This is a genomic window from Burkholderia sp. Nafp2/4-1b (assembly GCF_003635165.1).
Lineage (GTDB): Bacteria > Pseudomonadota > Gammaproteobacteria > Burkholderiales > Burkholderiaceae > Burkholderia.
In genome coordinates this window covers 1-24665 of the sequence record NZ_ML058632.1, presented here as the reverse complement: position 1 = coordinate 24665, position 24665 = coordinate 1, and the positions used below count along the sequence as shown (strand labels likewise).

The window sequence follows — 24665 nt, the reverse complement described above, 5'->3', positions numbered from 1 at the left end:
CTTTTTGAACTGGCCTCTTAGCCGCTCTTATGCTGAACCTCGAACTCGGATCAGAATGGGCAGGCCGATTTTTTGAAAACAAAAAATGAAGTACCGGAATAGCATGGGGAACGCCATGGATCGTTGAGGAGTAAGCGATGACGTCTTCAGAAAAGGACAAACCCGAATGCAGTTGTTTGCGTGGTCCCCAGCCGGTTTTTCCGCTGCCTTATCCGCCGGTTGTGCCGGCACAAGGGCCGGTGACGGTGCGCGTGTTGGTTTGCTACCAGCGCTCGGTGTTCAAGGCGCATGACTATGATCATGGGTCGATGTGGCTGACAGCGCGGGCATTCGAGCGGCAGACGAACCGGGTGTTGCAGAATTCTCTCGTCGCGCATCGTATCGAGGTCGTACATGTGATGATGCTAGAAGATGACCGGGAGAAGGTCAGCAACACGTTCGCGTGGGAACTAAAGGACAACTCGGTCGTCAAGTCGGCACGACGGAATCATCAAGCCGATGCGGTGATTTGTGCAGTGCTCTCGGGAGAATCCCTAGGCTATGCCCTTGCTCCGCCGGGTCGCATTAGCGTGGACACATTCGAGTCCGCCTATGTGGTTGTCGACCACGACTGCCTTTCCGGGTTGACGTGGACCCATGAAATGGGGCACGTCTTTGGCTTGGGGAATGTTGGTGATGTTATGTCGGTTCTTCCGGAGGTGGGTGAGGCGCGCGGTTGGACCCTGGAGCCGTTCCGAAAATACTGTACCGTCATGACGCATCGAAATGGTGTCGTGAAGCGCACCCGTATTCCGAATTTCTCGAACCCGGATGTGATTTGGCCCGATTCAGGAGAGCCCACGGGCGTGGAGGGGGAGGCAAACGCCGCAAAAGTATTGGGGTGGACTATGCCGATTGTTGCGACCTACCACACCCAACTTGGCAAGCCGAAGCACTTGGTCACGATGGAGAATTCAGTACGGCTGAGCATGAATGTGTTCCCCAATTCGGAAACCGGGCGTGTATGGATCACGCGCTCACCTGATATGTGGGAGGACGATGGTGCAATGCGTTATGAGCGTGGCACCAAGATCCATGTGGAGGCCTGCGCGACGGGAGGCTGGAAGCTGGCCGGTTGGCAAGTCGACGGTCAACGCGTCAAATCCGATGGTAATCGACTGACGGTGCCGATTTCGAGGGATCGTGGAATACCTCTTAACATCACTGCTGTGATGGCTCAAGTATTTTGATTGACGCTCGGTGAAGACTATCCGCCGGTGGGACGGTCAAACTGCAACGCGCCGTTATTGCAACCGAATGGCGGGCCCCTGCTCGCCATTTTTTGTTTGAGGAGCCCATCAGGTCACCGTGACACTCTCATACCCGATTCGACGGAACGGGGTCGTTCGAGCACCGCTCGCTGCGCAGCTCGAAGGAACGCGACATGCGCGGCGGGCGGAAAGTCAGCCACTGGGGTCGCTCGGGATGGGCGTGCGCGACGACGCGTTCTCGAGTACGCCGCACCTGATGCCCATTTTGACCGAGAGTGGCCAGACGTTCCACTTCAACCTGTCGACGTCCGCGTTCGACACGCTGCGGCGTGCCACCCACTACCGGGTCGCGACCCAGGAGCGCCTGAACCGCCAGGAAGCGCTGCAGGCAGTCAGCGTTTGCGGCGAGACGATCACGCTCTCAGGCGTGGTGTTTCCACAGCTCGGTGCCGGCGTGCGCCAGATCAAGCGGCTGCGGGCGATCGGCGCCGACATGAAACCGGTGCAGCTCACGACCGGCGCGGGCGACGTGCTCGGCCGCTGGTACCTGCAGCGCATCGACGAAGAACAACACGCGCTGCTCGCCGACGGCGTGCCGCGCAAACAAACCTTCAGTCTGGAGTTTGGCCGCTATGGCGAAGATTTTAAGCACGTGGGAGGGTGACCTCCTCGACACGCTTTGCCACCGCGCGTACGGTAGCTTGCGGGGCAGTGTCGAGACCGTGTATGACGCCAATCCCGGGCTCGTGGCCACGCCCCAGCCGTTCGAGGGTAGTGTACGCATCGGGATGCCCGAATTCGAGCGCCCGCATGACAAGTCTATCCAGTTGTGAAATTGAAATGCAGGCGATGTTCCAGGTCATCGCGAAGGCGAGGACGTGGGGAGGGAAATTCAAAGCCGAGCGCTGGAGATCCGCACCGTCGACAAGCCGGGGCTAGACGCGGACGAATGCACGCTCACGCTGGGCGATCGCGACGGCCGGATCCGGTTCCTCCCAAAAGCGGCGACGCTCGGGATATCGCTGGGCTGGATGGGACAGGGCTTATCGATGCTCGGCGAGTATGCGGTCGACGTGGTGGCCGTGCGCGAGCCACCGGCCAGTGTGGTGATCCGCGGCCAACCGACGAACATGTGCGCGAGCGCGAAGACGCAGCGCGAGGTAGCCGGACGAATGTGAAACTGGCCGACATCGTCGGCGAGTTTGCGCGTCGTCACGGCTGGACAGCAGTGTGCGAGTTTCGACATCGAGATGCTGAGCTTGGACCAGTTCGGCGAACGCGACCGGCACGTCGTGACGCGGGTAGCAGGCAGGTCAGGGCGATCGCAACTGTGTAGGCGGGCCGCTTGCTGGTGCTGCCGCGTGGGCCGGGCAAGAGCGCAAGCGGCAAGTCGCTGCCCGTTGTGACGCTCACGCCGAGATGCTCGCCGATTGCGACATCCAGTGCCCGGACCGGACGTACTTTGCCGCGGTGCGGGCGAAGGTGCACGACTGCAAGACCGTCAAAAAGCTCGACGTGACCCGGCGCGCGGCAAGCCTCGGCCGTCAGGCCGGGGAAGGATAGCGCGGACGCCGTAGGCGTCCTGTCGACGGTCAGTGTGGCGTCTGCTGCTGCTCGATGTACTGGCGGATGATCTCGATAGGCGCACCGCCGCAGCTTCCGGCGAAGTAGGACGGCGACCACAGCGCACTGCCCCATAGCTTCTTGCGGATGCTCGGGTAGTTCTGCTTGCGGATCATGCGGCTGGAAACACCTTTCAGGCTGTTCACCAGCACCGACACGGCCACTTTGGGCGGATAGATCACCAACAGGTGAACGTGATCGTCTTCACCGTCGAACTCCACCAGTTCCGCCTCGAAGTCGGCGCAGACGCTGGTGAAGATGCTGTGCAGGTCGTCCAAGATGTTCTTGGTGAACACCTCGCGGCGGTATTTAGTCACGACGACCAAATGGACGTGCATCAGAAAAACGCAGTGCCGCCCGTGCCGAATACCGCTGTCGTTGCTCGTACACCAAACTATATTATCTGCATACAACGTCTCCAAGCCTTCAAATATGAACTGATGCCGACTGGCGGCCAGCAGCGCGACATGCGCCGCTTCGCCGGGTCGTGCCGGTTCGTGTTCAACAAGGCACTGGCGGTGCAGACGGCACGCTATGAGCAAGGCGAGCAGAAGCTCGGCTATGCCGGGCTGTGCAAGCTGCTCACCGAATGGCGCAACGGCGCGGAGACGCCGTGGCTCAAGGATGCGCCGACGCATCCGCTGCAACAGACGCTCAAGGATTTGGAGCGGGCCTACACCAACTTCTTCGCCAAGCGGGTTAAGTTTCCGCGCTTCAAGAAGAAGGGCCAAGGCGACAGCTTCCGCTATCCCGACCCGAAGCAGATCAAGCTCGATCAGGCCAACAGCCGCATCTTCCTGCCCAAGCTCGGCTGGCTGCGCTATCGCAACAGCCGCGATGTGCTGGGCAAAGTGAAGCAGATCACCGTGTCCGCGAGCGGCGGCAAATGGTTCGCCAGCATCCAGACCGAACGGGAGGTCGAGCAGTCCGCCCCCAACGGGGACGCGGTCGGCATCGACATGGGCATCGCCCGCTTCGCCACGTTGTCGGATGGCACGTTCTACACACCACTGAACAGCTTCAAGCGGCACGAGGATCGGCTGCGCAAAGCGCAGCAGGCAATGAGCCGCAAGTCGAAGTTCAGCAGCAACTGGAAGAAGGCGAAAGCCCGTGTCCAGCGTATTCATTCCCGCATCGGTAATGCCCGCCGTGACTTCCATGCACAAGGCCACGACCACGATCAGCCAAAACCACGCGATGGTGTGTATCAAGGACTTGCAGATACGGAACATGTCCAAGTCGGCGGCTGGCAACACCGAGAAACCGGGAAGAAACGTTCGGGCCAAGTCCGGCCTGAACAAGTCCATCCTCGATCAAGGCTGGTTCGGGTTCCGCCGCCAACTGGATTACAAGCTGGCGTGGAACGGCGGGTATCTCATCGCCGTGCCGCCGCAGAACACGAGCCGCACCTGTCCGTGCTGCGGCCATCTATCGGCGGACAACCGGCAGACGCAAGAGCGGTTCGCGTGCGTCGAATGTGGCTTCGAGGAAAATGCCGATCTGGTCGGCGCGATCAATGTTCTCAGGGCGGGACACGCCCGTTGCGCCTGTGAAGTGAGCGGTGCAGTCATGCCGACAGCAACAGGAACCTACCGAAGCGACTCATCCCGGCTCGATGCCAGGTTGAGCGCCGTAGGAATCTCCCGACTTTAGGCGGGGGAGGATGTCAAGATCCAGAACCATGAGGCGCCACCGGGCGCGTCGGCCATCCACACCGAGCGGAACGCGTTATCGAGCGCGAGCATGGCGAAGGCGGCGGCTACCTCACGCCGGGCGAAACTGAGCCGTCAGACGGCCGCGAGCCGACTGACGTTGCACCGCCGGGCGGACCGGCCAGCGGAGAGGGCGGCGATGCTCAAGGGATTCAAGGACGGGGCGGACGGTGCGTTCCTGATCGAATCGGTCGAGCATAGTTACCTATCGCGTGGCTGGATCACGGTGGTGACGCTCAATGGTAGCGATGCGGGCAAGGCGAAGCAGTCGACGAAGTCCGTCAATCTGGTGATTCCGGCGCCGAGGCGACGGCGCGTGACGGACATAAAAAAGTGCCACCCGCTCGGGGTGGCACAAATTCCAACATCGAGGTTGACACCTCAGGGTTGAGGTATCAATTCGTATTGTGCCGGTCATCCAGCGCGTCGGACTTTCAAAAATCAACCTGACTCGAGGCGACCTTGAGCGTTGCTGCGGCCATGCAATTTTCGAAGAATAAAAAAATGCCACCCGCGAGCGGGTGGCATAACTCCATCAGTCAACACGCCGATGCTCCGGGGAGAGCCATCGAGATATATGGTGCGGGTAATCCGGTCGACGCGGCTTTCAAAAAGCGACCCAGCTCGAAGCGGTCCGGGGCGTTTCTTCGGCCTCAGTAATCGGTGACCGCAATTAACAAAAAAATGCCACCCGCTTGGGGTGGCATAAACACAGATACAGAGATCGACATCCCGGGGGAGGGACACCGAGGCATATCGTGCCGGCAATCAGGTCCGCGTGGCTTTCAAAAATCAATCTAGCCACGGTTCCGGCGGCAGGTTGCGATGAACCTGTAAGAACGATAAGTGATGATCGGAGGAGAAACAGTAACGCGCGATGCGAATCGTGATGCCCACGCAGTAGATGCGGGCGGTGGCAGCGCCGAAGACATCAAGCGCTTGGTACGGGCATGCGCAAATCGGGATCGACGGTGCGGCCACTTCAAGGCCAGACGCGGCGGTCGGGTATCAGGTCCCGCCGTCGGTCCGAGGTGCTCGCGACGGCATATTTCGCGGTTCGGGCCGGCTGTTAGTCCAGGCAGCTGCTTTTGCAGAGTGCCGCTTCCTAATCGACAAACGGACGAACTCACGAGATGGGTTTGTTCGATGTATATCAATAAAGCATCGATTCAATTGTAATTATGTATTTTTACTATGCTACGGGGTTGCCTAAACTTTGAGCATGTTACCCAGATCACGCGAAAGTTTTTGACGTCCTCCTCTCCCTAAAGGGAGAGGATTCCCACACCTGGCGATGCACGTCCGCATCGGAGAATGTTCAGGGCAGCGTTGGTATCTCGATCATGCACGACACCACATCCACTGCAGGCCCACTCTCTTATTCGCAGTCCCGCGATACCTTTCGGCCGCGTCGTGCTGTCTTTCGACCCGCACGCCGAACAGGACTGGGTCGAACCGCTTTCGTCGACTTCCTCGAACGTGACTCCGTGCGCCATCGCCTTGTAACGGAGCTTGTCTCGGAAGGACGACCAGGATGCGTCGTAGACGCTCTTCGCCATCCTGGTTCTGGCGAGTTTGACAGCCGACACGTTGCCGACCGCGATGTAATCGAAGCGCCGCACCAGATCGAGCGCGCGCTTGTGCTGGAAATCGGCGCGAGCATTTGCGATCTTGGCATGCAGCTTCGCGATATGTCGTTTGTGCTTTCGCGCCCGTTGCGCTTTCGCCAGCTTCTCGGCCGCGCATCGACCGAACCGATCGTTAGGCAGCTTCTCGCCCGTCGAAAGTGTGGCGAAGTCTTTCAGGCCGAGATCGATGCCGACACCGGAACGGACCGGGCGAGCCTGAACATCCGGCATCTCGATCACGATGTTGAGAAACCAGTTGCCGCGCGCATCCTGCGCGAAGTTGGTGCCGTCCTTGATCTTGCCTTCGGGAAGCGGACGGCTGTTGAACACGCGAAAGGTGTTGCCGGCGAAACGGAACGCGTCGCCCTCGCGCTTCAGGTCGCGGCCCTTCAGCGGCACCCAACCCAGCGATTTCCTGCCGCGATAGCGCAGGTAGGGCCGACGGTGCTGACTGCGCGATTTCGCGTATTGCTCGCACGTCGCGTTGATCGTGCCGGAGTGGATGTCGAGTTCCTTGCTGCTCCCCGTCGTCAGCACGTTCAGATCGAATCCGGTCGGCCACTTCTTGCCCCACTTGAGCGCGTGCTTCTGCGTGTCGTTGCAGAAGTTCCAGACGTAGTTCACCGCACGGCTCTGCTTGTTAAGCAGTCCGTTGAGCGATTTCACCCGGTAGCGATAGACAAGGATCATGCCGGCCATTTTAACGGTGGAATGCCGCTGTCAAACAGCGGCGCCCCTTTCCTCCCCGTCCTGAAGGACGGGGTTTCTCGGAGCAACTGATGAAAACTTTACTAGCACGCCGTCGCGTTGCCTCGCCTCCGACCGGACTCATTGCCAAGATTCGTCAGTTTACGCCAAATTGGTTTGCAGTCACGATGGGGACTGGTATTGTATTTCTAGTATTAAACGCATTGCCGTTCGATTTCAGTGGGCGCGATAGCATTGCGATGACACTCTGGTGTATTGACATCGTTCTTTACTTAGTGTTTGCCGTCATGTTCGCCGCTCGTTGGATTCTTTTCCCGAGTACGATTCTCCCCATGCTGCGACATCCATTGCAGTCGATGTTCCTCGGGGCATTGCCGATGGGTCTTGTGCCAATCATTAATGGTATCGTGCTATTCGCGGGTGATCGTTTTGGAACCCAGGCCTATTCGCTTGCCCATGCGTTATGGTGGTTCGATGCGGTGCTTGCCGTTGTGGTTGCTGTCGGGGTCCCATACTTGGCCTTTACCACGCAAGATCACGCAGCCGATCGTCTTAGCGCAGTGCTCTTGCTGCCGATCGTCGCGCCGGAAGTTGCGGCATCTAGCGCTGCGACACTGGCTCCGCACCTTGATGTGCAGGCCGCTCGAGTCTTGGTTGGTGCCGGCTATATGCTGTGGGCCATTTCTGTTCCCCTCGCATTCGGGTTGCTGACCATCATCTTTTTTCGGCTACTCATTCATAAGTTGCCTGCCCGCGAACTAGCAGCTACGGGATGGCTGCCGCTGGGCCCGATCGGTACTGGGGCGCTCGGGCTGCTGGCGCTCGGGCGGGTTGCGCCTCAACTGTTTGACGGGTCAGCGCTTGCAGGGACCGCGTCGTTCGCGCAAGATTTCGGGTTGATTTGTGCTTTGATGCTGTGGGGCACCGGATTTTGGTGGTTGGCAATCGCCATCCTGATTACAGCACGCTATTGCCGAAATGGCCTGCCTTTCAATCTTGGCTGGTGGGGATTCACGTTTCCCTTGGGTGTTTACACCTTGGCGACATTCTCTCTCTCTCGCGCGCTGGGCGCTGACGTGTTGCTCACTGTCGGCGTAGTCTTCGCGATGATGCTTGGCGCAGTTTGGATCGTTGTTCTATGGAAGACTCTTAAGGGGGTAGTGCGCGGAGAACTATTCGTTGCGCCCTGCCTTAGTACAAGCAACCGACCTCTCGCCAAGGATGGGGTAGTCACCTAAGATCATCTGTTACCCGGCCGCCGTGTTAGCAAGAGCGGCGTTACCCAACTCCGTGGGCGCGTTGACGAAACTCCGATAGCGTCGCCTCAGGCTTAATGCACGGGGAACGCACGTCGTCACAGGGCTCGGCCTGTCAGCCGCACTTCGCACGGCGGACAGTGGGGCGGATCGAGAGTATTGTGGCCTCAGAGCTGGTCATCCACTCGCAGGTATGTACGGTCGCTCGGACGTCGATTTTCACGCATCTCGATGGAGCATCGCATGGTCGCAAGGAAGTGAGCGAGGTGTGAGATGAACTACGCGAAGAATCTGCCGGCGCTGATTCTTGGCTTGCCATTCGGTCATTGTCTGGTCCACACCACTCTGCCTGCCGACAAGGTTGGACGGTGCACCGGTCTCGGCAACGGCGAGCGACTTGCGAAGTTGTTCCGGCAACACATTGCGCTGTCGCCCACCGAATCTCGTGTCACCGATCGAGAGCGAATCGCGAAGACCGGAATCGGTCTGACTGGCTCGCCGACGCCAGATCGCCGGCACGACGCACGATCGTTCGGATTGACGAGCGGACGGTCACGTCAGGATTCGCTCCCAGATTTAATTCTCGACCGCATCACTGCATAAGTCGTTTTTTTGGACATGCACGACCGCGTATTCGCTCGTCGCAATGCGGGCGTCATGCCGTGATCGCTGATCTGAATCAATAACGTGAAATTTTCGCTCTTCGTCTCACGGCGATTGATAAATAGGAATCCTATATGGCGAACGGCTATCGACCAGCTGTACGAATGCCGTCACGCGCAGTGGTGGGACTGTTCGCGCAATGGAGAGAGCTCCGGTATTCCGGAGCAGCCGATCACGTCGTGAATGCAGGGGCAAGATGAGCGAGACATCACATGTCGAGTACAGGTCGGTTGCGCCGAGCGTCCAGGGTGCCGCCACGCGCACGGTCGATCTGGTGTTGATCGTGTTCGGTGCCGTGCTGGCAGCGCATTGCCGTTTCGACGCGGTCGTGAATGCCCGGCTCGACACCACGGTCGTCGCGTTCTCGAGCGCCTTTTCGTTGACGTTGTTTCCGATGTTCGGCGTGTACCAGTCCTGGCGCGGACGCTCGCTGTTCCGGTTGGCTGGGCAATTGGCGCTGGCATGGCTGATCGCTCAGGGTGGCGCACTGGTGGTGACGTTCACCCTTCACAAGTCGGACGCCGTGTCGCGGTTGTGGTTTGCATACTGGACGGGCATGACGGGCACCGCACTCGTCGTGGTGCGGCTGGCCGTACACGCGATGCTGCGCCAGTTGCGGCATGCGGGCATCAATTTGCGGTCGGTCGCGGTCGTCGGGCACGGCGAGTATTGCCGTCGCGTACTCGGCACGATCGAGCGGTCGCCCGCGAGCGGGTTTCGTGCTGCAGCGGTATTTGACTTCGGTTCCGTGGCGCGCGGGGCGGTGTCAGGTGTTCCGACGTTCGACAACGAAGCTGCATTTATCGCCTATGTGCGCCAGCAAGGCATGCGCGAACTCTGGCTCGCGCTGCCGTTGTCCGAGGAGCGCACGATCCTGCGCTTCGTATCCGAATTCCGCGACGAGCTCGTAAACATCCGCTTCATGCCGGACGTCAGTGCGTTGTCGCTGTTCGACAGTGCGCTGACGGACGTGCTCGGCGTGCCGGCGATCAATCTCGCCGCGTCGCCGCTGCCGCCGCAGGCGCTGTTGAGCAAGGAGATTTTCGATCGATGCTTCGCGGCATTGGCGCTCGTGGCGCTGCTGCCCCTGATGCTGGTCATCGCGATTGCCGTCAAGGCGACATCGCGCGGGCCCGTATTTTTCAGACAGCGTCGCAAGGGTGCGGACGGGCGTGTGTTCCGCATCTACAAATTTCGCACTATGCGGCTGCATGCGGAGCCGCCGGGCGTCGTCAGGCAGGCGACCCGGCACGACGCGCGCATCACGCCGCTGGGGCGGTTCCTGCGCCGCACGAGTCTCGACGAACTGCCGCAGTTTATCAACGTGCTGCAGGGCGACATGTCGGTGGTCGGGCCACGCCCACACGCGCTGGAACACGACGAGTTGTACCGCAAGCTCGTCGATCGCTACATCCAGCGCTACCGGATCAAGCCGGGTATTACGGGATGGGCGCAGGTCAACGGATATCGCGGTGAAACGGATCAAATCGAAAAGATGCAGGGGCGGGTCGAGCACGATCTCTACTACCTGCAGAACTGGTCGTTCGGGCTCGACATGCGGATTGTGTGGACAACAGTCATGCGCGGTCTAGCGCACGGCAACGCGTATTGATGGAATGCGCGACCGGTCTCGCTGCGGAGCGGTGCAGATAACCCGGACAAAAAAGACGGGATGATTGACGAGGAATACATGTTACGAACAGGTTGGATTCGACGAATGTCTGAATGCCTCGCGCCGCGGCCGGCCCTCGCGCGCGCGGCGATGCTGATTGCCGCGAGCGGGATCGTGTGTGGCTGTGCGGTGGCCCCGGGCATGAAAATGTCAGTTCCGGCGACGCTGCCGGTGGCGGGGGCGACCGCATCCGCGCCGGCCGAACAATTGCAGATCCCGATCGAGGACATCGACGTCGCGCTGATTCGCAAACTGCAGCAGGACGAGCCTGGTCCGTCCGGGCTCGTAATGGAGAGCGGCCCTGCGTCGCCATATCTGGTCGGACCCGGCGATGTGCTGCAGATCACGGTGTGGGATCACCCGGAGCTCGCGCTTGCACAGGGCGCGATGCCGCAGTCGATGACGCAGCGCGCGTCGGACCCGGGTATCGGCTTCGTCGTCGACGATGCGGGCACCGTGCAGTTTCCGTTCGCCGGCCGCATCCGCGTCGACGGCATGACGACCGCGGATATCCAGCGCAAGCTTTCGTCGGCGTTGTCGAAGGCACTGACCAATCCGCAGATCACGGTCCGAATCGCGTCGTTCCGTGCCAGGCAGATCTATGTCGATGGCGAGGTGCGCTCGCCAGGCGTCCAGTCACTCAACGACATCCCGATGACGCTGTACGACGCGATCGGCCGTGCGGGCGGGTTCGGCCCGACGGCGGACCAAAGCAATATCGTGCTGGTGCGCAAAGGCGAGTCGTATCGGATCGATCTGACCGGAATGCTCGAAAAGAGCAGTAATCCCGCGAACATCGTGCTGCAGCAGGGTGACCTGCTGCGCGTGACATCGCGCGAGGACAGTGGCGTCTATGTGATGGGCGAGGTCAACAAGCCGATGAAGGCGTTCCCGCGGCGCAACGGGCGGCTCACGCTCAGCGACGCACTGTCCCAGGCGGGCAGCTTCAATTCGGGCAGCGCCGACACCGGGCGGCTTTACGTAGTGCGCGGTGCGTTGACCGCGCACCCGGAGGTCTACCGGTTGGACGCGTCGTCGCCGGTATCGATGATCCTAGCGAACCAGTTCCTGCTCCGGCCGAACGACATCGTGTATGTCGACGGCAACGGGCTCGTCAGGTTCAGCCGCGTGCTGAGCCTCCTCATTCCCGCGATCAACGCCGGGTTGACCGCTGCGATCGCGACGAAGTGATCGTGCATGAATACGTTGTCTGAGGTCCACCACCGCCGCGACGGACAAGCGGCCGACACGACCCGGGGCGAGCGCAGCCGGTCGATTCTCGTGCTGTGCGACGGGAATATCTGCCGCAGCCCGATGGCAGTGGCGATGCTCGCGCGCCGGTTCCCGTCGGACCGTATCGACTCGGCCGGCCTCGTGGCGTTGGTCGGAAATCGCGCGGAACCGATCGCCGTCGCACTGATGCGCTCGCGCGGGATCGACATCAGCGATCACATTGCGAAGCAGGTGTCGTGGAGCATGGCGAAATCGGCTGACGTGATCTTCACGATGACCGATGCGCAGAAGAAGCGCGTCGAGGCGCTTTATCCGTTCGCGCGCGGGCGCGTGTTCCGCATCGGCCACCTGTCCGGAAGCGATGTTGCCGACCCGTATCAGCGTGGCGAGGCGGCGTTCGAGTGGGCGCTGAAAGACATCGAATCAGCCGTCGCCAGCTGGCTTTCGGTCTTGAACAACGAAACAAAGTAAATCGGCTTGCATATGGAACGAATGACAGAGACCCAATACCTCGACGTCGAGCGGAACGACGACATCAGTCTTGGCGAGTACCTTGCGATACTCCAGGACAACCGACGGCTGATCATCTCGATCGCGTGTGCGATCACGTTGCTCGGCACGCTTTATGCGTTTCTCGCGACGCCCGTCTATAGGGCCGACATGGTCGTGCAGGTCCAGGAGCAGGACATGTCGTCGAAGGCGCTGCTCGGCGAGCTTGCGCCGCTGCTCGGCGCGAAATCCGAAACGACGGCCGAGATCGAGATCCTGCAGTCGCGCCTCGTGCTCGGCAAGACGGTGTCGTCGCTCAAGCTGTATATCGATGCTCGGCCGCGCTACTTCCCGCTGTTCGGGCAATGGATGGCGAAGCGCGCGGAAGGTCGCGGGCTGGCCGATGCGGAACAGAGCCGGTTCGCCGAGCCGTTCATGGGACTGACGAGCTTCGCCTGGGGCGGCGAAAAGATTCTCATGGACCAGTTTGACGTCCCGAAGACCTACTACGAGCAGAAGTTCATGCTGGTCGCGGGCGAAGCGGGCAACTACGCGCTGCTCAACCCCGACGGCGACACGGTGCTGCACGGGCGCGTGGGCCAGCTCGCGCAGGGGCGCGTCGATGACGGCCCGGTCGCGATGCGGGTCGGCGAACTCGACGCACGCCCCGGCACGCGTTTCCGGCTGATCCGCTATTCGAAGTTGAACCGGATCGAGGATCTGCAGAGCAAGCTGAAGATCGCTGAACAGGGCAAGCAGTCGGGGATTCTCGAAACCACGCTGGAAGGCCGCGATCCGATCGAGACAAGTGCGACGCTGAATGCGATTGCCGACGAGTACGTGCGTCAGAACGTGCAACTCAACTCCGCGGAAGCGGAGAAGACGCTCGTGTTTCTCGATCAGCAGTTGCCGGTGCTGAAAAAGGCGCTGGAAGCATCCGAGGAGCGCTATAACAATTTCCGCAACAAGCGCGGCACCATCAGTCTCAGCGAGGAAGCGAAGCTGGCGTTGCAGCAGTCGGTCGATTCTACCTCGACGCTGCTCGAACTACAGCAGAAGAAGCTTGAGCTACAGCAGCGATTCGGCCCGGAGCACCCTAACATCGTCGCGATCAACCGGCAGATATCGGCGGCGCAAAATGAGGTCAATGCACTGTCCGGACACATCGCCGGACTGCCGGATATCGAGCAGTCGGCGTTGCGGCTGATGCGTGACGTGACGGTTGACACTGATCTTTACACTGGGCTCCTGAACAGTGCACAGCAGCTCAAGATCCTGAAGGCCGGCAAGGTGGGCAACGTCCGGATCGTCGACCGGGCCGTCGTACCCGAGATGCCGGCGAAGCCGAAGCGTCCGCTGGTGATCGCGCTCAGCCTGATCCTGGGGCTCGGGCTGGGGACGACGATTGCATTCGTCAGGCGCTCGATCGTGCGGGGCGTCGAGAGCGCCGACCAGATCGAGCGCGCGACCGACCTCGCGATCTACGCGGCCATCTCGCATAGCGAGAGCCAGAAGACGCTCGGCCGTGCGATGCGCCGTGGAGATGCCGGCACGCATCTGCTCGCGGTGTCCCATCCGGACGATCCGACGGTCGAGAGCCTGCGCAGCCTGAGGACGTCGCTGCAGTTCGCGATGGTGGGCAGCGCGAACAACATCGTGATGGTCACCGGTCCGAGTCCGGGCATCGGCAAGTCGTTCACCACGGCGAACCTTGCCGCAGTTCTGGCTGCGTCCGGCAAGCGCGTGCTGCTGCTCGACGCCGATATGCGGCGCGGCCACCTGCATGAATTTTTCGGTGTCTCGCGCGACGGCGGCCTGTCGGACGTCATGGTTCGTGCCGGTGCGTTCACCGACGTTGTCCACACGAACGTGGTCGAGAACCTCGACCTGCTGTCGACCGGTGAGGTGCCCCCGAACCCGGCGGAGCTGCTGATGACGGACCGCTTCACAGCGTTCTTGGAGGATGTGTCGGTCCGCTACGACATCGTGCTTGTCGATACCCCGCCGGTGCTCGCGGTAACGGATGCGACCGTCGTCGGCAAGTACGCCGGAACGACGCTGATCGCGCTGCGTTACGGGCAGCACTCGATGCCGGAGATTCACGAAACCGTCCGTCGCCTGCGCAACGGCGGCGTGCAGCTGAAGGGCATCGTGTTCAACGGTATTCCGCGGCGCGGCCATGGTTACGGGCGCTATAGCGGCGGGTATTACGCGTATCAGTACCAGAAGGTCAAGGGCGGGGCCGGACGATGAAGGTTCGCCCGCGTCGCCACACATGAAGCATTATCGGGTTCCATCCGTATGTACAGGAAAATCATTGGCGCACTGTCGTTCCTGATGGCCATCCTCGCGTTCAACGCGCTGATCGGCCTTGCCAAGGACGGCGGCGCGCGCGAGGAAGGCCTGACCCACGCGATCAGTTACGACGGACCGTTGAATGCGCTGCCGATGCTCTGGGGTGCGCTGACGGTGTCCGCCGTCGTGTTCGCTTGCCTCGCGATCCGGTTTCTGCCGAAGCCGAACCGGTATCTGCTGACGCTCGTCGGCTTCTCGCTGGTCTCAGCCGCGTGGTCGGATGTGCCGAAAGCGGCGATCGGCGGGGCGCTGCTGCTGTCCGCTGCCTACGCGCTGATCATCGTTCACGTGCGACTGATGCGGACCGACGCGGTAATTCAGGCGGCACTTCGGTGCCTCTTTGTGCTCGAGGTGCTGTCGCTCCTGTTCGTGTTTTTCGTGCCGGATTACGGCATCGCGGTGGGCGATCACGCCGGCAAGTGGCAGGGCGTTTTCACGCACAAGAACGGACTCGGGTCATTTGCCGCGATCGCATTCTGGCTGTCGTACTGGGACTGGCTGACGCGGTCGCGAAAGTTCTCCGTACTGGTGGCGCTCTGCGCGGTGATGCTCGTGATCGGCAGCCAGTCGGCCACCGCAATCCTGATTGTCGCTGCGCTGACGGTGTTTCTGTCGGGATGTCGGATCGAGTCGATCCGCGATGCCGTCTACCGGTTCCGCGTGCCGATCGTGCTATGTGTGATGCTGGCGAGTTTGCTGATCGTATATGTATCGGTGACCTTCGACCTGGGCTCGACGGACGAAAAGTACGGAACTATCTCGAACCGGAATCTGATCTGGCTGTACATGCTCGGAAAGATCGCGTTGTCGCCGTGGGTCGGCTATGGCCTCGAGCAATTGAGCGTGATGAACAGTACCGACGGCGACGATTTCGCGTCGGGCGTCGGCTTTCTCGTCGCGTCCGCTCACAACGGGTTCCTGGAGCTGCTGTTCGCGCTTGGCGTGGCAGGAGTCGCACTGCTGATCGCGCTGCTGATTTCGTTCGTCGCGAACTTGCGGCGCGGCGCGCTGTTCCCGCTGATGATGGGCTACGTCTGCCTGTTCATCCTTGAGAACACGTCGGAATCGCGATTGTTCGGTCTCAACGGCGATTTCATCGCGCTGCTTTACCTGATAGAGCTATCGGCGGGTCACAACCGTGCCATTGCCCGGTCCACAGGGCGTTCGACTTCGGCGGGCGTCGCGGGGAGCCTCGCATGAGGATCGCGATGGGTGGGCAAAATTTTCACGTGAAGGGCGGATCGGACCGCGTGCTCGTCGACGAATTCGCGTTGCTGAGCGAGAACGGTCACGACGTCGCGCCATTCTGCGCAGCCAGCCCCGACGACTTGCCGACCGAGTGGTCCCGTTTTTTTCCGCGCAAGACGGCCGACCTCGTCAATCCCCGGCCGGTCGACGTTGCCCGCTACGTCTACTCGCTTGATGCGAAGCGCGCCGTGAAACGCTTTGTTAGCGCGTTCCGCCCAGACGTCTTTCATCTGCACATCTACTACGGCAAGCTCACCGCGTCGATCCTGCCGGCGATCGAGGCGGCGGGTGTGCCGATCGTGCAGACAATGCACGAATTCAAGTCGGTGTGCCCGACCTATCAGCTGTTGTCGAACGGGACGGCCTGCGAGAAATGCGCCGGGTTCCGCTATTACAACGCCGCCTTGAACCGGTGCAACCGGAACTCGTTGGCGAGATCGATTGTGTCGACCGTCGAGAGCTACACGAGCATGTGGAGCGGATCGATATCGAAGATCGACCGGTTCATCGCGGTCAGCGAATTCCAGGCGGGCAAGGTCGCGGAAATGGGCGTGCCGGGTAGCAAGATCACGACCGTCCACAACTTCGTCGATGCGGGTGCGATCGAGCCGTGCTTCCGGAAGGGGGCGTACTTCATCTATTTCGGCCGGCTCGAATCGATCAAAGGCGTGTGGCCGATGATTCGCGCGTTCGAACAAATGAGTGACCAGCGTCTCATCGTCGTCGGCGATGGCAGCGAGCGCGCCGCACTCGAGCGCTATTGCGGTCAGCGCCGGATGACGAATGTCACGTTCGCGGGGTTTCGCGGTCGGCATGAACTCGGCGATTTCGTCCGGGGGGCGATCGCCAGCATTGTCCCGTCGATCTGCTACGAGACGTTCGGATTGTCCGCCGCGGAGTCGCTCGCATACGGCAAGCCCGTGATCGCGTCGCGCATCGGCGGCCTGCCGGAAGTGGTCTGCGACGAAGAGGATGCGATCCTGATCGAGCCAGGCGACGTCGCGCAACTGAAGGTGGCCCTGAGACGTATGTCATCGAGCCGCACGATGGTCGAATCGATGGGGCGCGCAGGACGGCGAAACGTCGAGCGGAAATTCAGCCGGAGCGAGCATTACCGGAAGCTCATGTCGGTTTATCGGTCGGTTTCGTGAGCAACGGATGACGGAATGAAGATGAATTTTCCAAAGTACCTGATCTCCCGCGTCAAGCGCGAGGCTATCGCCTCGACGGACGCGGCCGTGACGAATCTTCGTTGGCGGTCGCTTCGTCATCAGCGCGTGCGATTGCCGATCGACGAACGGATGATCGTGTCGTTGACCTCCTATCCGCCGCGCTTCGGCACGCTTGCGCTCACGTTGAAGACGCTGTTGCTGCAATCGATTCGTCCGCATGCCGTCGTGCTCTGGATCGCCGGGCACGACGTCGGGCAGTTGCCGGCGAGCGTGCGTGCGCTGTGCCGTCACGGGCTCGACATCCGGATTTGCGAGGACCTGCGTTCGTACAAGAAGCTGATTCCCGCGTTGAGCGCGTTCCCGCGCCACGCCATCATCACGGCCGACGACGATGTCGTGTATTGGCGTCATTGGCTGCGAGATCTCGTATCGCAGTACCACGAGTCGTCCCGCGAAGTGCTTTGCCATCGCATGCACGAGGTACGGCTCGATGCCAGCGGCGTGCCGCTGCGCTATGCCGACTGGCGATGGTGCTCCGGGAAGCTGGTTGGCGACCGACTGAACTTCGCGACTGGGTCGGGCGGCATTCTCTATCCCCCCGGCGTGCTGGACGACCGGGTTCACGACGTTGCGGCGATGCTGGCGGCGTGTCCGACCGGCGACGACATCTGGTTCTACTGGATGGCGCGGCTGAATGGCGCGCGCGTGCGCAAGGTGCGATCGAGCGGCGAAGTGAGGTTCTGGCGTGGATCCCAGGATGCTGCGCTCTGGCGACACAACGTGGAGAACCACGAGAACGATTCGCAGATCGCCGCGATGCATCTCGAATTCGGATTTCCGGAATAGCGCAGCAATGGATATTGTCGATAGCGCCCGATGGGCCGCCATCTCCCAATTGTCGCGGGTCGGCATGCAGTTCGCCGGCATGATGCTGCTTTCGCGGTTGCTCGCGCCGGGCGATTTCGGCGTGATGGCGATGGCGCTGGCAGCGATCAATCTTGCGCACCTGTTGCGCGACATGGGGACGGCGGCCGCGATTGTCCAGCGCCGCGAGCTGGACGACCGAACGATCGGCGCAGTGTACGGACTGAACCTGATCGTGGGCGTCGGGCTGGCCGCGATCGTTTGCACCGCGGCCGCAGGCATCGGCCATTTCTTCCGGTCGGATGGGCTGCCCGCCGTGCTCGCGCTGCTGTCGCTCGTGTTTCCGATCAGCGCGAGTTCGGCGGTGTTTCAGTCGCTGCACGAGCGTGAATCGAATTTTCGGCTGCTCGCGCGCATCGAAATCACGTCGGGGCTGGGCGGCCTGCTGACGGCAGTCGCACTCGCATGGCATGGCGCCGGCGTCATCTGCCTGGCCGCGCAGTCGCTCGTGACCGTATCGCTGTCGGCGGCCCAGCTATGGCGGGCGCGCACCTGGACGCCGTCCGGCTTTGAACTCGGCGGCATCCGGTCGCTCGTCCACTACAGCGGCAACCTGACGCTGTTCAATCTGATCAATTACTTCGCGCGCAACGCGGACAGCCTGATCATCGGCAGGATGCTTGGCCCGATCGCCCTCGGGGTGTATTCGCAGGCTTACCGGGTGATGCTGTTTCCGGTACAGAACCTGACTTTCATCGCAACGCGCGCGCTGTTTCCCGTCATCAGCGGGCTGCAGGACCATCGGCCACAGGCGCGCGACGTGTACGTGAAGACTGTCATGCTGATCGTCGGCCTGACCGGACCGCTGATGGGCGGTATTTGGATCACGCGGGCCGAGTTCGTTGACGTCGTTTTCGGCGGCAAGTGGACGGCTGTCGTGCCGATCCTCGCATGGCTCGCACCCGTCGGATTTATCCAGTCGATCGTCAGCACGACGGGCACGGTCTTCATGGCGTTCGGCAGGACGAAGCAGCTGATGCAGCTTGGCATCGTCGCCACCGTACTTCAGGTCGGCGCGTTCGTGATCGGCGCGGGCCATGACGTCGTCCGCGTGGCCGAGCTCTATTGCCTCGCTAACCTGATCAATTTCGCGATCGCGATGCACGCAACGATGCGGCAATTCGATTCGCGCCTGACCATGTTGCTCGGCCGAATCGGACCCGCGCTCGGCAGCACGGCGATCGCTCTGGCCGCGGCCTGTCTGGTGCGCGCGTATCTGGTGTCGATCGGGGTGCGTGGCCCCATCGTGCTGACCGGTACGCTTCTGGCGGAAGCGGTCCTCTACGCGGCGCTGCGTTTCGACTGGATCGTTGCCACGCTGTCCGCGGCCGGAAACCGACGCACGGCGGGAGACGCACGATGACGCCACTGCTGATCTCGGTCGTCATCCCGACCTACAACCGTGCGCATACGATCGGCCGCGCGATTCGTAGCGTGCTCGGGCAGACCTATGCGCCCCTCGAAATCGTTGTGGTTGACGATTGCTCGACAGACGATACCGAGGCGGTGGTTCGCGCGATCGGCGCGGACAACCTGATCTACGTCTGCAACGATCGCAATCTTAAAGGTGGCGCGTCCCGCAACCGGGGCGTGAGACTGGCCAACGGCGAATTGATCGCATTCCTCGATTCCGACGACGAATGGATGCCCGAGAAGCTGGCGCTTCAGTATTCGGAACTCGGCCGGGCAGCGGATCCCGGGCGCGCGATCTGCTACACGCGTCTGCTGTTGAGTCATCCGGGCGGCCATCTTCTGAAGCCGGACCGGGGGCTCGCGCAAGGCGAGTCGATCGCGGACTACCTGTTCCGGCAAGGCGGATACGTACAGACCAGCAGCCTGCTCATGCCCGCCAAACTGCTGCATGCCCACCCGTTCGACGTCAACCTGAAGAAGCATCAGGACTGGGACCTGACGCTGCGTCTCGAGCGCGACGGCTTCGAGTTCCGTTATGTCGATGCACCGCTGACGATCTGGCATCAAGACGGGCAGCAACGAGTGTCCGACCTGATCGACATACGTGGATCGATCGCCTGGATCGAGGGCTTCAGGAGCGCAATTTCGGCGGCGGCGTTCTGGGGGTTCATGGTCACGATCGTCGTGCCGGAGCTCGCGAAGACGTCGATCCGGAACCGGTTGACGGGCATGTGGATCCTCGTGAGAGCGCTCGCCAGCGGGACCATCGGTGTGCGGCGATTTGTCTACGAACTCTGCCGGATGGGCAGTCCCGTGCGGCTTCGGCGCACGCTCAAGGAGATATTGTCCTCATGATGACGTCCGGTAAGACACCGACACGTGCTGCGGCGTCGGTCGCGAAGGCGCTCGGTTTTGGCTGCCTGGTATGGGCGAGCGCGTGCAATGGGTTCGACTGGTCGCATGCGCGGGGTTTCAACGTGACGCCGGCGGTCGACGCGGGCGATATCCGTTTCCTGAAATCGGTCGGCGTATCGGTGATCCGGGTGTCGTTCGCGGACGACCCGCTGATCGGGACGGCGCCACCGTATGCGAACAACGAGCCGGCGTTCGCGCGTCTCGATCGCATCGTCGAGTGGGCGAACGCGAATCGGATGGCGGTGGTGATCGATCCACATACGGCGCCCGGCTTTGCGAATCCTTATACGACGTCGCCGGACGATCTGTTCTGGCGCACGGCCGCGTTTCAGGATCGCCTGCTCGCGTTGTGGGTGGACCTGTCCCGCCGTTATGCCGACAAGACGACGCAGGTGATCGGTTTCGATCTGTTGAACGAGCCCGTCACGCCAAATTTGGCGACGTCTCGGGTGCAGTTCGACTGGAATGCTTATGTCGCGCGCCTCGTCGCGACGATCCGCCAGTACGACACGCACCATGCGATCGTGATCGAGCCTGCGCGGCAACCCGATCCACGCGGTCGTTACGACACGATGTTCGAGGCGCTGAACGCACTTGGCCTGCCGCGTGACGCGAATCTGGTCGTCAGTCCGCACATGTACCTGCCTGTCGCGTTCACGCACCAGGGCGTGCTGCCGCAATATTCGGCGCGCACGCACTACCCGGGCGAGGTGGACGGCACGTTCTGGAATCGCGACAGGCTGAATGCGACGCTTGCCGCCGCGCGCGATTACGGCGTCGCGCACGGCGTGCCGATCCTGATCGGCGAATTCAGCGCGTCGGTGCAGTCCGGCGACGACGGCATCCGCTATTTGAGCGACGTGATCGACGTGATGAATGGCTTGTCGCTGGGCTGGGCGTATCACGCTTACAAGGAAAACGCGGCGTGGGACCCGGGTCTCGACGTGGCGGCCTCCAGCGCGAAGATAGGCGCAAGCGCAAGCGCAAGCGCAAGTACGGGCACGGGGTCCTCGCGCGGCGCGGTGCTGCTCCGGGGGCTGAGTCGATGAGCGACGCAGTTCATTCGGTGCGCTGCGCATTGGCGTACGTCTCATGAAGACATATCTCGTTTCGCTCAGCCGCGACGCCGATCGGCGAGTGGCGATCGGCCGGCAATTCCCGGACACGAGCGCGTCGTTCGAATGGATCGAGGCGATCGACGGGCGCACGTTGTCGGCGCGCCGCTATTTCAGCCTGTGCGCGCCAGCGTTTCGCGAGCGGAAGATCCTGCTGAGTCCGTCGGAAATCGGCTGCGCGCTGAGCCACATGGAAGCGTATGGACGCTTTCTTGCCTCCGATGCGCGCGTCGCGCTGTTTCTTGAAGATGACGTTGAAGGTACCGACGCGGACCTCGATCACATCGCACGGGTTGCGGCGACGCTCGATGGCGAATTCTTTCTCGCGTGTGGCGGGCAGGACGGCTTACCGTCGCGTCGCTGGCTGATCGGTCAGCGTCTTCGCACTGCGGACGAAATTGCGTACTACCGGGTCAACCGGCATGCATACGCCCAGTTGTGGCGCACCTGCTGCTACGCGATGACGCGCCGTGTCGCCGAGCGAATGCTTACGCGCCAGACGGCGCTGCTCGCCAGGGCCGACGAATGGGAGCCGCTGCTGCGCGACCTTGGCGATGCGACGTACTTTATCGACGCGCTGTCGCATCCGCTCGACCTTGCGTCGAGCTCGATCGAGTTGGAACGCGTTGCGCTCGGCGGCGCGCTGCACGCGCGACGCGTCGGCCGGATCGGACAGCGAATCGCCGGGCTGTTCCGGAAGCGCAGGATCTATCGATCGATCCTGCTGGCCCAACTGGGACGGATCGGTGGACACGAGACCATCTTCCGAAGGCGATAGCGGCTCGATGTGCTACGTCCAGAAAGCATTGGCGCCGGCGCGTATGCACGAGCGTCATGGTGTTGTTGCGGAAGCGGATCGCCGGCGGACGGCGAACAATAAAAGCACAGTTGCGGGGAAGATATGAAGAAGAGAATTGCGATATTGGGCGCACGGGGCATTCCTGCCCGGCACGGCGGGTTCGAGACGTTTGCGCATCATCTGGCGCTGTATCTCGCGCATAACGGGTGGGACGTGACGGTGTACTGCCAGGGCGACGTCGGCAGCGCGGCGCGAACCGAGGATCAATGGAACGGCATCCGACGCGTGACGTTCGGCGTGCATGCAGCGGGGCCGGTTGGTACGATCGAGTTCGACTGGAGGTCGATCCGCGACGCAGCACGCGAAAAGTATCCGCTTACGCTGACGCTCGGCTACAACACGGCGGTGTTTTGCACGTGGCTCAGGATCGCTGGCATCGTAAACCTCATCAACATGGACGGTCTCGAATGGAAGCGGCGCAAGTGGCGCGCCCATGAGCGGGTGTGGCTGTGGCTGAACGAACGCATCGGCTGTCTTGTCGGCAATCATCTGATCGCAGATCATCCAGCGATCGCGGACCATCTCGCGACGCGCGTGTCCCGCACGAAGATCACGACGATCGCGTACGGTGCCGATACTGTGTCGAACACGGGCGCCGACGGGGCGGACGCTGCCGTGCTCGCGCGCCATGGTCTCGAAGCGGGCAGGTACGGTATCGTAATTGCGCGCCCCGAAGCGGAGAACTCTATCCTGGAGATCGTGACGGCGTTCTCGAAGCGCCGCAGAGGGATGAAGCTCGTCGTGCTCGGCCGCTACGAGCACGCGCACCCGTATCACGAGCAGGTGCAGGCCGCGGCGTCCGGTGAGGTGCTGTTTCCCGGCGCGATTTACGACGGCGAAGTCGTCGGCGCGCTGCGCGCCCACGCGCGTTTCTACGTGCACGGGCATCAGGTCGGCGGCACGAATCCGTCGCTGGTCGAAGCGTTGGCTGCATCGAGTGCGGTCATCGCGCATGACAACCGGTTCAACCGCTGGGTAGCAGGGCCGTCGGCCCGGTATTTCTCGTCCGTCGACGCATGCGACGAATGGATGACGTCGCTGGCGACGGACGATGCGGCGGTCGATGCGATGCGACAGGGCAGCTTCGCCAGATATCAGGCGGAGTTCCGGTGGGAGCGCATTCTCGGCGATTACGAAGACCTGTTCGTGCGTTTCCTGAGCGCGCCGCAGGCTGGACGCCAGCAGGGCGAGCGCCCGATCGGCGTGGACGCGAGCACCGGCGAATGGCGCGGGTGAGCGCCACGCATGCGCGCGCCGAGCATCCCGGTGGTTGCGGTTTGCTGGGTGCGGATCGATGAATGGCCAGCCTGTCGAGGTGTGGGATGCGGTTGAAAAGGGGCGCGGCAATCCTTCCCGTTCAGGGGAGGAAGGATAGCGCGGACAGCGTAGCTATCCTTCTGCGGCCTTAGTGTGGCGTCCGCTGCTGCTCGATGTACTGGCGCACGACCCGGCAAAGTCGGACGGCGACCATCGCGCACCGCCCCACAACTTGCACCGATGCACGGGCACTACTTCTGGTGAATCAGCCGGCTCGAAACACCCTTCAGGCTGTTCGCCAGCGCCAGTACCGTAACCTGCGGCGGACGCGCCCCGCTGCGTCTCAATCACCGAATTGCTGGCACCCGCATTCGCCCGTTTGTTCCCATGGGGAATCAGAATCGATATCCGACCTACAGGAAGGTCACGATGGGATCGATCTTGAATTTGCTGGTGCTGGCCACCGTACCGATCGAGGACTTCGTCGTCAGGGTAGCCCGGGTTGATACCAACGAGTATGCCACCGATGCATTGATCGACCAATGCGACTCGATGCTGTACGTCAGTCCCCTGTTGATGACAGGTGCAAAGGATTTACTGAGCGACACGGTTGTCGGCCCCCGAGTGCGGTGCCAACCGACGGAGAAGCGTAGATTTGACCGGTGGAGGCGGGGCTGCTGAGTTGATATTGCCGAACCACGTATACGTGACACCTGCGCCGAGATAAGGTCGGAATTTCGCGCTTGGTTGACCAAAGTAAGGTTGAAGATGAGCGCCGGGCTCCACGCTCGTGCGGTCCCCAATTCGCCGACGCTGCTCAGAGTGCCGGCACCGGTTAGGTGCCAGGTCGGTGGAATGCCCATGACCGTGGTCGCTGCGATGTGGTCAGTGACAAAGTACGTTGCGGTCGACGAAGTCTTCGTGGCTGCTGAAATCCTATGCGGCTCCCCTAAAGTGAACCTTCTCGCGACGTTGGGATTCCGGCAAAGTCAATGTGCGTTGCGGTGTATCGTCGGGCAAACCGGACCAGCGCTGCTCGTCTCTTTCCACGCCCAGACAAATGTCACAATCTGGCACCGGATGTGAGCGGCTCGGACGATACGTATTGAGGTGAGTACTGCTGTAGGCTTTGACCGCATGTTGGTAGAAGGCGTAAGCGGCTCAGTTGGGCCG

21 protein-coding genes and 4 pseudogenes are annotated in these 24665 nt (G+C 61.7%); 21 read left to right on the top strand and 4 right to left on the bottom strand.

The window, feature by feature from the left end:
- Positions 1–137 precede the first annotated feature (137 nt).
- The 4 genes and pseudogenes from C7H84_RS33430 to C7H84_RS37365 form a co-directional block, all read left to right on the top strand.
- The gene (locus tag C7H84_RS33430; protein ID WP_162999454.1) at positions 138–1229 is read left to right on the top strand and encodes a hypothetical protein; all 1092 of its coding nucleotides are present in this window, start codon (positions 138–140) and stop codon (positions 1227–1229) included.
- A gap of 169 nt (positions 1230–1398) precedes the next feature.
- A pseudogene (locus C7H84_RS33425) lies at positions 1399–1914 on the top strand (phage tail protein); the annotation flags it as partial.
- Positions 1883–2083, top strand: coding sequence for a tail protein X (locus C7H84_RS33420; RefSeq protein ID WP_121862816.1), 201 nt, complete (start codon positions 1883–1885; stop codon positions 2081–2083). The pseudogene C7H84_RS33425 and the gene C7H84_RS33420, both read left to right, overlap by 32 nt.
- A 7-nt stretch (positions 2084–2090) precedes the next feature.
- Positions 2091–2765 (top strand): annotated as a pseudogene (locus C7H84_RS37365) (late control protein); the annotation flags it as partial.
- Positions 2766–2842: 77 nt separating this feature from the next.
- Here the strand turns inward: C7H84_RS37365 and tnpA are convergent.
- The gene (gene tnpA, locus C7H84_RS33410) at positions 2843–3211 is read right to left on the bottom strand and encodes an IS200/IS605 family transposase (RefSeq protein WP_240462167.1); all 369 of its coding nucleotides are present in this window, start codon (positions 3209–3211) and stop codon (positions 2843–2845) included.
- A 69-nt stretch (positions 3212–3280) separates the two neighbouring features.
- Between tnpA and C7H84_RS33405 the strand changes: the two are divergent.
- A pseudogene (locus C7H84_RS33405) lies at positions 3281–4500 on the top strand (transposase).
- 224 nt (positions 4501–4724) lie between these two features.
- Positions 4725–4976: a hypothetical protein gene (locus C7H84_RS33400; protein WP_162999453.1), complete on the top strand. Its 252-nt coding sequence runs from the start codon at positions 4725–4727 to the stop codon at positions 4974–4976.
- A gap of 874 nt (positions 4977–5850) precedes the next feature.
- Here C7H84_RS33400 and C7H84_RS33395 read toward each other — a convergent pair.
- Positions 5851–6903 (bottom strand): RNA-guided endonuclease TnpB family protein, encoded by a 1053-nt coding sequence (locus C7H84_RS33395; protein ID WP_121862820.1) that lies wholly within the window; start codon positions 6901–6903, stop codon positions 5851–5853.
- 89 nt (positions 6904–6992) lie between these two features.
- Here C7H84_RS33395 and C7H84_RS33390 point away from each other — a divergent pair, with 89 nt between their 5' ends.
- The 14 genes and pseudogenes from C7H84_RS33390 (at position 6993) to C7H84_RS33325 (ending at position 23471) form a co-directional block, all read left to right on the top strand.
- Positions 6993–8159, top strand: a complete 1167-nt coding sequence (locus C7H84_RS33390) for a TDT family transporter (RefSeq protein ID WP_121862813.1) — start codon at positions 6993–6995, stop codon at positions 8157–8159.
- 342 nt (positions 8160–8501) lie between these two features.
- A pseudogene (locus C7H84_RS37360) lies at positions 8502–8780 on the top strand (hypothetical protein); the annotation flags it as partial.
- Positions 8781–9036: 256 nt separating this feature from the next.
- Positions 9037–10452, top strand: coding sequence for an undecaprenyl-phosphate glucose phosphotransferase (locus C7H84_RS33380; protein WP_121862812.1), 1416 nt, complete (start codon positions 9037–9039; stop codon positions 10450–10452).
- 150 nt (positions 10453–10602) lie between these two features.
- Positions 10603–11703 carry a polysaccharide biosynthesis/export family protein gene (locus C7H84_RS33375; protein ID WP_240462169.1) on the top strand — a complete coding sequence of 367 codons (1101 nt, stop codon included), beginning with the start codon at positions 10603–10605 and terminating at the stop codon, positions 11701–11703.
- Between the two features lie 90 nt (positions 11704–11793).
- Entirely contained in the window at positions 11794–12216 is a 423-nt protein-coding gene (locus C7H84_RS33370; protein WP_276208440.1) for a low molecular weight protein-tyrosine-phosphatase, read from the top strand.
- A gap of 21 nt (positions 12217–12237) precedes the next feature.
- Positions 12238–14487: a polysaccharide biosynthesis tyrosine autokinase gene (locus C7H84_RS33365; RefSeq protein ID WP_240462166.1), complete on the top strand. Its 2250-nt coding sequence runs from the start codon at positions 12238–12240 to the stop codon at positions 14485–14487.
- Positions 14488–14535: 48 nt separating this feature from the next.
- On the top strand, positions 14536–15789 hold the full coding sequence (locus tag C7H84_RS33360; RefSeq protein WP_121862809.1) for an O-antigen ligase family protein: 1254 nt from the start codon (positions 14536–14538) through the stop codon (positions 15787–15789).
- 8 nt (positions 15790–15797) lie between these two features.
- Positions 15798–16988 (top strand): glycosyltransferase family 4 protein, encoded by a 1191-nt coding sequence (locus C7H84_RS33355; RefSeq protein WP_162999452.1) that lies wholly within the window; start codon positions 15798–15800, stop codon positions 16986–16988.
- Between the two features lie 21 nt (positions 16989–17009).
- On the top strand, positions 17010–17855 hold the full coding sequence (locus C7H84_RS33350) for a hypothetical protein (RefSeq protein ID WP_162999451.1): 846 nt from the start codon (positions 17010–17012) through the stop codon (positions 17853–17855).
- Positions 17767–19296 (top strand): lipopolysaccharide biosynthesis protein, encoded by a 1530-nt coding sequence (locus tag C7H84_RS33345; protein WP_121862806.1) that lies wholly within the window; start codon positions 17767–17769, stop codon positions 19294–19296. The genes C7H84_RS33350 and C7H84_RS33345 overlap by 89 nt, the downstream gene beginning before the upstream one ends.
- On the top strand, positions 19293–20201 hold the full coding sequence (locus C7H84_RS33340) for a glycosyltransferase family 2 protein (RefSeq protein ID WP_121862805.1): 909 nt from the start codon (positions 19293–19295) through the stop codon (positions 20199–20201). The genes C7H84_RS33345 and C7H84_RS33340 overlap by 4 nt, the downstream gene beginning before the upstream one ends.
- Positions 20198–21310 carry a cellulase family glycosylhydrolase gene (locus C7H84_RS33335; protein ID WP_121862804.1) on the top strand — a complete coding sequence of 371 codons (1113 nt, stop codon included), beginning with the start codon at positions 20198–20200 and terminating at the stop codon, positions 21308–21310. Before C7H84_RS33340 ends, C7H84_RS33335 begins: the two co-directional genes overlap by 4 nt.
- A 43-nt stretch (positions 21311–21353) precedes the next feature.
- The gene (locus C7H84_RS33330) at positions 21354–22154 is read left to right on the top strand and encodes a glycosyltransferase family 25 protein (RefSeq protein ID WP_121862803.1); all 801 of its coding nucleotides are present in this window, start codon (positions 21354–21356) and stop codon (positions 22152–22154) included.
- Between the two features lie 123 nt (positions 22155–22277).
- The gene (locus tag C7H84_RS33325) at positions 22278–23471 is read left to right on the top strand and encodes a DUF1972 domain-containing protein (protein ID WP_121862802.1); all 1194 of its coding nucleotides are present in this window, start codon (positions 22278–22280) and stop codon (positions 23469–23471) included.
- A 434-nt stretch (positions 23472–23905) separates the two neighbouring features.
- Here C7H84_RS33325 and C7H84_RS37625 read toward each other — a convergent pair whose 3' ends face one another.
- A complete protein-coding gene (locus tag C7H84_RS37625) occupies positions 23906–24100 on the bottom strand; it encodes an OmpW family outer membrane protein (protein ID WP_276208439.1) in 195 nt (64 codons plus the stop codon).
- Entirely contained in the window at positions 24087–24278 is a 192-nt protein-coding gene (locus C7H84_RS37620; protein ID WP_276208438.1) for an OmpW family outer membrane protein, read from the bottom strand. Before C7H84_RS37620 ends, C7H84_RS37625 begins: the two co-directional genes overlap by 14 nt.
- Before the next feature lie 75 nt (positions 24279–24353).
- On the opposite strand from C7H84_RS37620, the gene C7H84_RS33310 reads away from it, so the two are divergent.
- Entirely contained in the window at positions 24354–24578 is a 225-nt protein-coding gene (locus C7H84_RS33310; protein WP_121862801.1) for a hypothetical protein, read from the top strand.
- Positions 24579–24665: the final 87 nt, after the last annotated feature.

Excerpts from the sequence above, each read along its gene's own strand:
- C7H84_RS33430 (WP_162999454.1), top strand. The coding sequence starts at position 138 with ATGACGTCTTCAGAAAAGGACAAACCCGAATGCAGTTGTTTGCGTGGT.
- C7H84_RS33420 (WP_121862816.1), top strand. The coding sequence starts at position 1,883 with ATGGCGAAGATTTTAAGCACGTGGGAGGGTGACCTCCTCGACACGCTT.
- tnpA (WP_240462167.1), bottom strand. The coding sequence starts at position 3,211 with ATGCACGTCCATTTGGTCGTCGTGACTAAATACCGCCGCGAGGTGTTC.
- C7H84_RS33400 (WP_162999453.1), top strand. The coding sequence starts at position 4,725 with ATGCTCAAGGGATTCAAGGACGGGGCGGACGGTGCGTTCCTGATCGAA.
- C7H84_RS33395 (WP_121862820.1), bottom strand. The coding sequence starts at position 6,903 with ATGATCCTTGTCTATCGCTACCGGGTGAAATCGCTCAACGGACTGCTT.
- C7H84_RS33390 (WP_121862813.1), top strand. The coding sequence starts at position 6,993 with ATGAAAACTTTACTAGCACGCCGTCGCGTTGCCTCGCCTCCGACCGGA.
- C7H84_RS33380 (WP_121862812.1), top strand. The coding sequence starts at position 9,037 with ATGAGCGAGACATCACATGTCGAGTACAGGTCGGTTGCGCCGAGCGTC.
- C7H84_RS33375 (WP_240462169.1), top strand. The coding sequence starts at position 10,603 with ATGCTGATTGCCGCGAGCGGGATCGTGTGTGGCTGTGCGGTGGCCCCG.
- C7H84_RS33365 (WP_240462166.1), top strand. The coding sequence starts at position 12,238 with ATGACAGAGACCCAATACCTCGACGTCGAGCGGAACGACGACATCAGT.
- C7H84_RS33360 (WP_121862809.1), top strand. The coding sequence starts at position 14,536 with ATGTACAGGAAAATCATTGGCGCACTGTCGTTCCTGATGGCCATCCTC.
- C7H84_RS33355 (WP_162999452.1), top strand. The coding sequence starts at position 15,798 with ATGGGTGGGCAAAATTTTCACGTGAAGGGCGGATCGGACCGCGTGCTC.
- C7H84_RS33350 (WP_162999451.1), top strand. The coding sequence starts at position 17,010 with ATGAATTTTCCAAAGTACCTGATCTCCCGCGTCAAGCGCGAGGCTATC.
- C7H84_RS33345 (WP_121862806.1), top strand. The coding sequence starts at position 17,767 with ATGCTGCGCTCTGGCGACACAACGTGGAGAACCACGAGAACGATTCGC.
- C7H84_RS33340 (WP_121862805.1), top strand. The coding sequence starts at position 19,293 with ATGACGCCACTGCTGATCTCGGTCGTCATCCCGACCTACAACCGTGCG.
- C7H84_RS33335 (WP_121862804.1), top strand. The coding sequence starts at position 20,198 with ATGATGACGTCCGGTAAGACACCGACACGTGCTGCGGCGTCGGTCGCG.
- C7H84_RS33330 (WP_121862803.1), top strand. The coding sequence starts at position 21,354 with ATGAAGACATATCTCGTTTCGCTCAGCCGCGACGCCGATCGGCGAGTG.
- C7H84_RS33325 (WP_121862802.1), top strand. The coding sequence starts at position 22,278 with ATGAAGAAGAGAATTGCGATATTGGGCGCACGGGGCATTCCTGCCCGG.
- C7H84_RS33310 (WP_121862801.1), top strand. The coding sequence starts at position 24,354 with ATGACCGTGGTCGCTGCGATGTGGTCAGTGACAAAGTACGTTGCGGTC.